This is a genomic window from Weeksella sp. HMSC059D05 (assembly GCF_001809725.1).
Taxonomy (GTDB): Bacteria; Bacteroidota; Bacteroidia; order Flavobacteriales; family Weeksellaceae; genus Weeksella; species Weeksella virosa.
On record NZ_KV798546.1, the window covers coordinates 1 to 4,934 of the forward strand.

Annotated in this window: 4 protein-coding genes; 3 read left to right on the forward strand and 1 reads right to left on the reverse strand. The window is 33.0% G+C overall.

All coding sequences use genetic code 11. The features are described 5' to 3' along the window. A partial coding sequence (locus HMPREF2660_RS06815; RefSeq protein WP_141743565.1) for a hypothetical protein occupies positions 1–542 on the reverse strand: 542 nt, incomplete at its 3' end. Between the two features lie 529 nt (positions 543–1,071). Between HMPREF2660_RS06815 and HMPREF2660_RS06820 the strand changes: the two genes are divergently transcribed. The 3 genes from HMPREF2660_RS06820 to HMPREF2660_RS06830 form a co-directional block, all read left to right on the forward strand. Beyond that, positions 1,072–1,266: a transposase gene (locus HMPREF2660_RS06820; protein ID WP_070486295.1), complete on the forward strand. Its 195-nt coding sequence runs from the start codon at positions 1,072–1,074 to the stop codon at positions 1,264–1,266. Between the two features lie 107 nt (positions 1,267–1,373). Then, entirely contained in the window at positions 1,374–1,607 is a 234-nt protein-coding gene (locus HMPREF2660_RS11045) for an integrase core domain-containing protein (protein WP_255356440.1), read from the forward strand. 220 nt (positions 1,608–1,827) lie between these two features. Next, positions 1,828–4,934, forward strand: a 3,107-nt coding sequence (locus HMPREF2660_RS06830; protein ID WP_255356426.1) for an Eco57I restriction-modification methylase domain-containing protein, incomplete at its 3' end; no start/stop codon positions are given.

The window sequence follows — 4,934 nt, forward strand, 5'->3', positions numbered from 1 at the left end:
TCATTGGTATAGACCTTTGCTAATTTTGTACCTTCTTTGTTGTTTGCTGGGTAGAAATGCCAATCGGTCAGACTCGATGGATAGGGTGCATTGATGTAGGCACTGAATATAAACCAATATTTTCGGTCTGCTTTTAGTTGGATAGAGTGAGAGCTCAAGTCTATCTCGAAGGTTTGATCCATCCCCTGAGAAATGAGATTTACTCCATCCATTTTTTGCAACGATTTGAAAATGATTGTGTTTTGTGTTCCTGGTTCTGTGGTTAGGTCTTCTTCTTCAATAATATAAAAATCTGTAGATTTCAAAATCAAAGGAAGATTTTGCATTATTTGTGCACCGTACAATACTACTTTTGATAAGGTTGCATCGGTAGCTAGAACAAAATCATCTGCTGCATGAATGGTTCTAGAAGAGGAAGAGGCACTGATGGCATTACCGTCTGATGATTTTTCTTGAGTAAACAAGACAGTATTTTGGGCCGTTAGGGGTTGAGCACCGAGCATCATCCCAAATAAAATAAAAGAGTAAAGTTTTTTCTTCATGTTTTGTAATTTTTTGCTAATATACTGTTATTGGATTGTAGAAAAACTAAATTATTAACATTTATAATCGCTTATTTTTATATTTTGGGTTGTTTCGAATAAGTTTGTGTATTTATTATCTTTTTAAGATGAAATAGTGAAAATTGATTTTGTGTGAGGAACGCAAGTTTATAAGATGAAGTATGCAGTACAAAACCCATAACGGTTCTATATCCTTTTTTCGGTGTTCGTTCGGTGTTGCTATATCGTGAAGAGTAAGAAAAGTGGGAAATTTTAGATTTCCTTTATATGATAATTTATTAGATAAGTAAAAATCTCTTAGATAGAAAATATGTTTGACTGTCAAAATAATTTATACCGATTAAAAAATTAACCACCTATCAATTTGGCTAATATTATCATTTATACTTACGAATTTAAAGAAATCTAATTTGTAAGTTTAATTTGATATAAAGTTTATCGTTTTCTTTATAAATTTTTTCAAATATACTACTCCCCAAAATTCGGACCACGGGTTAAGTTGAAAATAATGATTAATTTTAACTCGTATAATGATGAAAAAAGCAGAAGAAAATTTACCGATGCCTTCAAGGCCAAAGTTGCCATTGAAGTTTTAAGGGAGAGAGAAACGCTCAGCGAACTGGCCCAGCGTTTTGAGATCCATCCCAGTCAGATCAGCATCTGGAAACGAGCGTTTCTGGAGCAACCCAGACAGAACTGCTGAACGAGTCGATAGAAAGGTACGGAAAGCCTGAAATTATCAATTCTGACCAAGGAAGTCAATATACTTCCAAAAACTGGTTTAATTGTTTAAAAGGTCATGAAATCAGGATAAGCATGGACGGTAAAGGCAGAGCTACAGACAACGTTTATGTGGAAAGATTCTTCCGGTCAATCATGGATGATTATATTTATTTAAATCCAGCAGAAAACGGATTGGACTTGTATCTTGGAGCCAAGAATTTTATTGAGGAATATAACCAAAGAAGACATCAGGGAATAGAAAATAAAAAGCCAAAAGATTTGTATAAATTTGAAAAAACAATTCAACTTAAATCAGCCTAATTGTGGTACAGGAAATGGGTAGTACTTTAAGCCAAAATGTTGAACATGTTTTAGAACATTATGTAGCATCTCGTTGGATTGTTGAGGTTATATAAAAATATATTTATAAATATTATGGTTGTTTAAAATAAATATTACAAAGAAAGATATAAAACATATCTATTAATTGCATATTTCATATCTTTACCGAATACGATTAAAAAGGTTATACATCAAGGAAATGGATAAGCTTATACAAACTTTCTCAATAAAAATATTAGCAGATTTTTTCAAAAAAGCTATTTCATCATTTAAAAATGAAGAAGAAGATTTAGATTATATTATAGAAGATAAAAATTTTGATCAATTTTCTGAATTGACAAGAATTGGAAATGTAGAATTTAAAAATTCTGACGAACTCATTGTTTTTGCCTGTAAATATAACGGGATTCTATCTGAACGTTCTTCTAAAAAAAAGCAATTTGAAATTGCGAAGTTAGTTTTAAAAGAAGATTTTAAAGACGGAGCTATTTTCGTTTTTTATGATAAATCAGGAAAATTCAGATTTTCATTTATCCGAAGAAACTGGGACGGAAAAGCAGATAAAAAATATTCTTCTTGGAAACGGTTTACTTATTTCGTTAATCCGGAAGAACATAACAAAACTTTTAGACAAAGAATTGGCAACTGTACATTTAAAGATTTGGACAGTATTCAAGAGGCTTTTTCGGTTGAAAAACTTACTAAGGAATTTTACAATGATTTGTTTAAATGGTATCAGTGGACACTTACAGCCGAAGTAGGTATCACATTTCCGAATGATACTGCTACTTCAGACGATGACCGTGTAAAGCTTGAAGAGCAAATGATTCGTTTGATTACCCGATTGTTATTTGTTTGGTTTATCAAACAAAAACATTTGGTACCAGATGAATTATTTAAAACAGACAAGTTATCAGAAATACTAAAAGACTTTGATCCTAATAGTACTTCTGATGGGAGTTATTACAACGCTATTTTACAAAACCTGTTCTTTGCCACATTAAACAAAGCGGTAACGGAAAGGGAGTTTGCAAAAACTAAAAACAGGGATATTAAAACTCGATACCGTTATGCGGAAATGTTTACGATCTCCGAAGAAGAAGTTTTGAATTTATTTCGACCTATTCCGTTCTTGAACGGAGGGCTTTTTGAATGCCTGGATAAAGAAGAGAGTACAGACGGGATCAAGTACCATTTGGATGGTTTCAGTCGTAGTGACAAAAAATCACCCAATGGAAACTTTAAGCACCGTGCTTTTATTCCTAATGCGGTGTTTTTTGGAGATGGGATTAATGAGGGCTTAATTCCTTTATTGGAACGCTATAATTTCACGGTAGAGGAAAATGTGCCGAATGAGGTGCAGGTAGCATTAGACCCTGAATTGTTAGGAAATGTTTTTGAAAACTTGCTTGGAGCTTTTAATCCTGAGACACAGGAATCTGCCCGCAAACAATCCGGCAGCTTCTATACGCCAAAAGAGATTGTTGCCTATATGGTGGATGAATCTTTGATTAGTTATCTGCAAAGTAAATTTTCAGATTTGGAGGAAGCACTCATTCGCCAGCTTTTTGAGCAAGAAGTGTTACCTGATTCTTTAGCTCAAGATGCTGTTTTGTGTGAAGAAATTGCTTCACAACTCCGCAAGGTTAAAATCCTTGATCCTGCTTGTGGTTCTGGAGCTTTCCCGATGGGAATACTCAATCGGATGGTAGAAATTCTTGAGAAATTAGACACAAAAAATAAAGAAACACACCACGACTTGAAATTACATTTGATTGAAGAATGTATTTACGGAGTGGATATACAAACCATTGCAGCCCAAATCAGTAAATTACGTTTCTTTATTTCGCTGATTGTGGAGCAAGAAACAATGGATTTATCTAAGCCTGAAGAAAACTATGGTGTATTAACCCTACCAAATTTAGAAACTAAATTTGTGGCGGCGAATACACTAATTGGGATGAAAAAGAAAAAAGCACAAACCAATCTTTTTGAAAATCCTGAAATTGAAATTGTTAAGAATCAATTGTTAGAAACGAGAAAAGAACATTTCTATGCGAAATCTGCTTCTGCAAAAAAGAAATTACGAGATCAAGATGCCGAATTAAGGGATAAACTGGCAAAACTATTAAAAGAAAGTGGCGAGTATGCTCCCGAAGATGCTATACAATTTTCGCAATGGAATCCCTACGACCAAAACGCTACTTCGCCTTTCTTTGACCCCGAATGGATGTTTGGATTGGAAGAGGGCTTCGATGTAGTAATTGGAAATCCACCGTATATATCAACTAAAGGTATTGATAAAGATTTTAAGAAAGTATTAGAAAGCCAGTATGGTTTTGCTGACGACACGTACAATCATTTCTTTTTCAAAGGAAATGATCTATTAAAAAAAGGAGGAGTATTGAGCTATATTACTCCCAAAACATTTTGGACTACTCAAACTAAAAGGAATTTAAGAGATCTTATTTTATCTCAAACTGTTAGATATATTTTTGACACAGCCAATCCATTTGAAGCTGCTATGGTAGATACTTGTATCACATCTTTTTCAAAGTCTTCTTCAAAAGAGAATACTTTAAAATTCTTGGATGGCAGCAAAGATTTGAAAACTCCTGATATTTATTCCATACATCAGAATATATATAATGAAACTCAGAATTCAGTCATTTTTAAGCCTACTGATTATAATTTAAAAATCTATAACTTGTATGGAAAAAAGGTTAAAGATTTGTATGAAAAATGGTGGGATAAAATCTCAACAAGCAGAAATATCTCTAAAAATGAAAAAGAATTACAAGCATATAGAGAAAGTTTAAAACCTGGAGATGTTGCATTATTAGGTTGTTTAACTGAAGGGGGGCAGGGGTTAGCTACAGCAAATAATGGAAAATATATTGCTGTAAGGAAGTCAACTAAATGGGCAAAAAAAATCATTGACTCACGACCAAAAAAACTAGCAGAAGCAATAAGAGTAAAGAAAATTAAAATTGATGCTCTTGAAAATTATGCAAATGTTAGTGAGTATTTAAATTCCTTATCAGAAGTTGCTATAGCAGAGCTATTTGATAATCTGAAAGAAAAATATGGAAGAGATATTTTTGGTCAAGGATATATTTATCGTTTGGTAGAAGAAGATGAGATTGCTGATGTAGAACAGCTTACTGAAGATGAGAAATTGAATGGAATAGATAAAAATAAAAAATTCTATGTTCCTTATGATAAAGGAGATAAAGATGGTAATCGTTGGTATTTAGAAACACCATTTGCTATCGCATGGAGCAAAGAAAACGTCGGGTTTCTTAA

Excerpts from the sequence above, each read along its gene's own strand:
- HMPREF2660_RS06820 (WP_070486295.1), top strand. The coding sequence starts at position 1,072 with ATGATTAATTTTAACTCGTATAATGATGAAAAAAGCAGAAGAAAATTT.